The organism is Mesorhizobium sp. LNHC209A00, from assembly GCF_000502915.1.
Taxonomy (GTDB): domain Bacteria; phylum Pseudomonadota; class Alphaproteobacteria; order Rhizobiales; family Rhizobiaceae; genus Mesorhizobium.
This window is the reverse complement of sequence record NZ_AYWT01000047.1, coordinates 1-3,256: the sequence shown is the minus strand read 5'-3', so window position 1 is coordinate 3,256 and position 3,256 is coordinate 1. Positions and strand designations below refer to the sequence as shown.

Below are 3,256 nucleotides of genomic sequence, written 5' to 3'. Positions count from 1 at the left end.
CAGGGCGAGCCTGCCCGGCCGCGCGGGCATTCTCGCGGGTATCCGCCGCCTCGCGTTTCGCTCGAGCCTTACGCAGGCTGCGGCGAGCCCGAAGAAACGCCAGGCCGATCCCTCCTATCGGGATGAGAAGCAGGAGCGTTCGGCGCAGGAGAAGCGGTTCGATCATCGCGCCGTTCCATGTCTCGACGCCGGCCACCAGCATTATCATCGCGAAGACCGCGACTAACAACGTGGCGACGAAGGTAAGGATAGCATCGAGCATTTGTGTCCCCGCCACGAGCTGTCACGTCGAAAGTGACCCCGCAACGAAGATCGTATGGCTGGGACGGCAAGTCCAGCCTGTGCACGCGTTGCCGCCCAAACAGGGGTGGTCATGTTGCGAGCATGCCTCCGTCCAACATGACGTCGGCTCTTAAAGATTAGGACACCAAGCTGTCGGATTGCTGCCCGCCCATTCCAGGTACATGTCCGATCACGACAGGCGAATGGCAGCTTTGCGCCTCATTTCGGTCGTTCAGCAAACCATAGTCGCATCCGAAAAGCGGACATCCCCGCGAACGGCCACGTTTTGCGCTTACCGGCTATCCCAACGGAGCAACAGGCGGTTACGCGCGAGGCCGCTCGGCGCCTCGGTAATCGACGCTCTTCAAAAGTCAAAACTGGACCTGTGTCCCTACTAACGAACCCAGTAGCCCTAACGCCTTTCCCGCCCTGGGCCGCGTTCGCTACGTCCGGCCGCGCCGTCCGCCGGGATCCACCCGATGAGCCCAGGACAGCTTGTATGAACCCAAGCTAATATGATACTTTGCACAATGCGCGGACTGCTGGCACTTGGAATGCTGGTATTGGCGGCCACAGCAGCAGCCGCAGGTGAGCGATTGTTCGAGTCCGTCGCCGCTGGCGACAAGGGCGCAGTGGAGCAAGCGCTGGCAGGCGGTGCCGACGTCGACAGCCGGGCACGTGATCAGGCAACCCTCCTCATCGCTGCGGCGCTCGACAACCAGCCGGAAATCGCCGAATTCCTCCTGGGCAAGGGTGCCGACGTCATGGCGCGAAACTCTGGCGGCTTTACCCCACTTCACGCGGCGGCCTTCTCGGGCAGCCTATCGATAGCCAAGCTTCTGCTGGAAAAAGGCGCGGTGCTCGACGATGCCGCCAACAAGGCGGGCGCCACGCCATTGCTGGTGGCCGGCGAGGAAAACCACGTTGAAATGGCCGAATTCCTTATTGCGAAGGGTGCCGATGTGAACCATCCCGAGGGGCATGGCTACATGCCGACAACTCGCGCATTCTGGAAGGGCAACACCGATATCTTACGACTGTTCAAACGCCATGGCGCTACCTGCCAAGCCAAAATCCTTGGCGAGGCGAACGCGGCGAAGTGCGCGGAGATCCACGATTAACGGAGGATGCAGATGAGCACGATGATCAAGTCATGGCTGGTTCGGAATTTGGGGGCAGCTGCCCTAGTCGCGGCAGCTTCGGTCGCCGGCACGGGATCGGCCTGGGCCGACGGTTCGGTAAACACCGGCTATTTCGGCGGTGTGGCGATCATGGGCTACGACACGGTCGCCTATTTCACGGACGGGAAGGCGGTGAAGGGCTCTGAGAACATCTCCTACAACTGGTTGGGAACGCCATGGCATTTCGCCAGCAAGAAACATCAGGAGATGTTCATGAGCGACCCGGTCAAGTACGCTCCTCAATACGGCGGCTACTGCGCCGGCGAAGTCGTGGGCGGAGGCGTAACGGTCAATGTCGACCCTGAGGCATTCAAGATTATCGATGGCAAGCTCTACCTGATCTACGACGTCGGCAATGCGGATGATTTCGCTGCGCATGCAGCTGAGTATATCCCGAAAGCCGATGCCAACTGGCCCAAGGTCGCGGCCAATTTGGAACTCGATCACTATCCTTGAGACGCACGTGTGCGTCTACTGAACGACTATGAAGTGAAACACTTTACTTGTATTGGCATAGGAGTAGCCTTTGACGGCTGTGTCGTTGCGTCTGTAGACGGGACCGCAGTCGGGGCGTCCGAACAGGTTCTCGCTCTGCTCGCACAAGAGATCGCCATCGACGTAGACGGTCTCGGTGACCAGCCGCGTCGTCGAGCGGAAGGCCGCCTTGCCGTCGCTCCTGATCTGAAGGAAGGCTGGTTGGAGACCGGGTTCGATCTGGCCTTGCAGTGTGTGGCCAATGACGAGGGAGGCGATCTCAGCACCCTTCAATTGGTTGTGTTCGTCCGGGGTAAAGCCGAAGCGCCATTGGGGTAGTCCTGCTTGGCGCAGTGCATTGACGAGAACAGCCAGATCCTGCGGGGTTCGGAAATGTGCATGGGTCATCTCCCACCCAGCCAAAGAGTCCACGTAGCTGGACCCTGCTACGAGGCGGAGCCCATCGGCGATTGCGGCTTTCGCATCCGGTAGACGGCCGCCGCGAACATACGCCGCAGCGAGCGCAAACCGAAAGTTGCCAACCGTGGGCGCATCGGCGCGCGTGCGTTCGAGAGTCTCGATCGCTTTCTCGACATTCCCTTGGAGAAGAAAAACCAGCCCAGCAGTTTCCCGGTTGATGGCGGAGAGGTCGGGGTCGAGCCTGAGTGCCGTCTCGACCGCATTGGCTGCCTCGGCATGATTGCCGGCGTATAACTGAACATATCCAAGGGCTGCTTGCGCCTCCGCATCCCCCGGACCGATTGAAACAGCCTTCTTGGCAGAGGCAATCGCATCTTCGTAGCGGCGATTGACGACCTGCATGATACTGAGAATTGCGTAGGGCGATGAAAGGTCCGGTTCGAGTTCCAAAGCTCGGCTCGCCTTCTCATAGGCTCTCTTTCGTGCTGGCGCGCTCTGGATGATGTCGTTGAAGGCCTCCCGCCAGATATAGACGGTCGTGCGCGCGTCGGCCGCGAAGGCTTCGGCGAAGGCGGGGTCAAGCTCCTCCGCCTTGTCGTAGAGCGCAAGCGCGTCCCGCAGCCCGGCCTGCAGGACGCTGCGTGATACCGTCTCGGCTTGTAGATAGTAATCATAGGCCTCGAGATTGCTCGTCGGTGCGCGCGCCATGCGCTCGCTTTCCGCTGCCGATGGTTGCATGCCGAGCGCCTTGGCGATCTCTCCGCTCATCTCTTCCTGGACGGCAAACACGCCGGCCATGCCACGGTCGAACCGGTTGGCCCATAGATTATCGCCCGTTGCCGCATCGATAAGCTGGGCATTGAGCCGGATCTGATCGCCGGTGCGGCGGACGCTCCCTG

General features: G+C 60.7%; 4 protein-coding genes. 3 read left to right on the top strand and 1 reads right to left on the bottom strand.

Annotation, left to right across the window (positions count from 1 at the left end; genetic code table 11):
* The 3 genes from X739_RS1000000170145 to X739_RS136670 all read left to right on the top strand — a co-directional run.
* A partial coding sequence (locus tag X739_RS1000000170145; RefSeq protein WP_198026199.1) for a hypothetical protein occupies positions 1-226 on the top strand: 226 nt, incomplete at its 5' end.
* A 586-nt stretch (positions 227-812) separates the two neighbouring features.
* Positions 813-1,403 (top strand): ankyrin repeat domain-containing protein, encoded by a 591-nt coding sequence (locus tag X739_RS136665; protein ID WP_023796690.1) that lies wholly within the window; start codon positions 813-815, stop codon positions 1,401-1,403.
* Positions 1,404-1,415: 12 nt separating this feature from the next.
* Positions 1,416-1,919, top strand: a complete 504-nt coding sequence (locus X739_RS136670; protein ID WP_023796689.1) for a YHS domain-containing (seleno)protein — start codon at positions 1,416-1,418, stop codon at positions 1,917-1,919.
* A gap of 15 nt (positions 1,920-1,934) precedes the next feature.
* Here the strand turns inward: X739_RS136670 and X739_RS136675 are convergent, their stop codons facing one another.
* The gene (locus X739_RS136675; protein ID WP_156940083.1) at positions 1,935-3,155 is read right to left on the bottom strand and encodes a tetratricopeptide repeat protein; all 1,221 of its coding nucleotides are present in this window, start codon (positions 3,153-3,155) and stop codon (positions 1,935-1,937) included.
* Between the last annotated feature and the right edge of the window lie 101 nt (positions 3,156-3,256).

Bases quoted from the DNA above. Each gene is read 5' to 3' on its own strand.
- X739_RS136670 (WP_023796689.1), top strand. From the start codon at position 1,416: ATGAGCACGATGATCAAGTCATGGCTGGTTCGGAATTTGGGGGCAGCT.
- X739_RS136665 (WP_023796690.1), top strand. From the start codon at position 813: ATGCGCGGACTGCTGGCACTTGGAATGCTGGTATTGGCGGCCACAGCA.
- X739_RS136675 (WP_156940083.1), bottom strand. From the start codon at position 3,155: ATGGCCGGCGTGTTTGCCGTCCAGGAAGAGATGAGCGGAGAGATCGCC.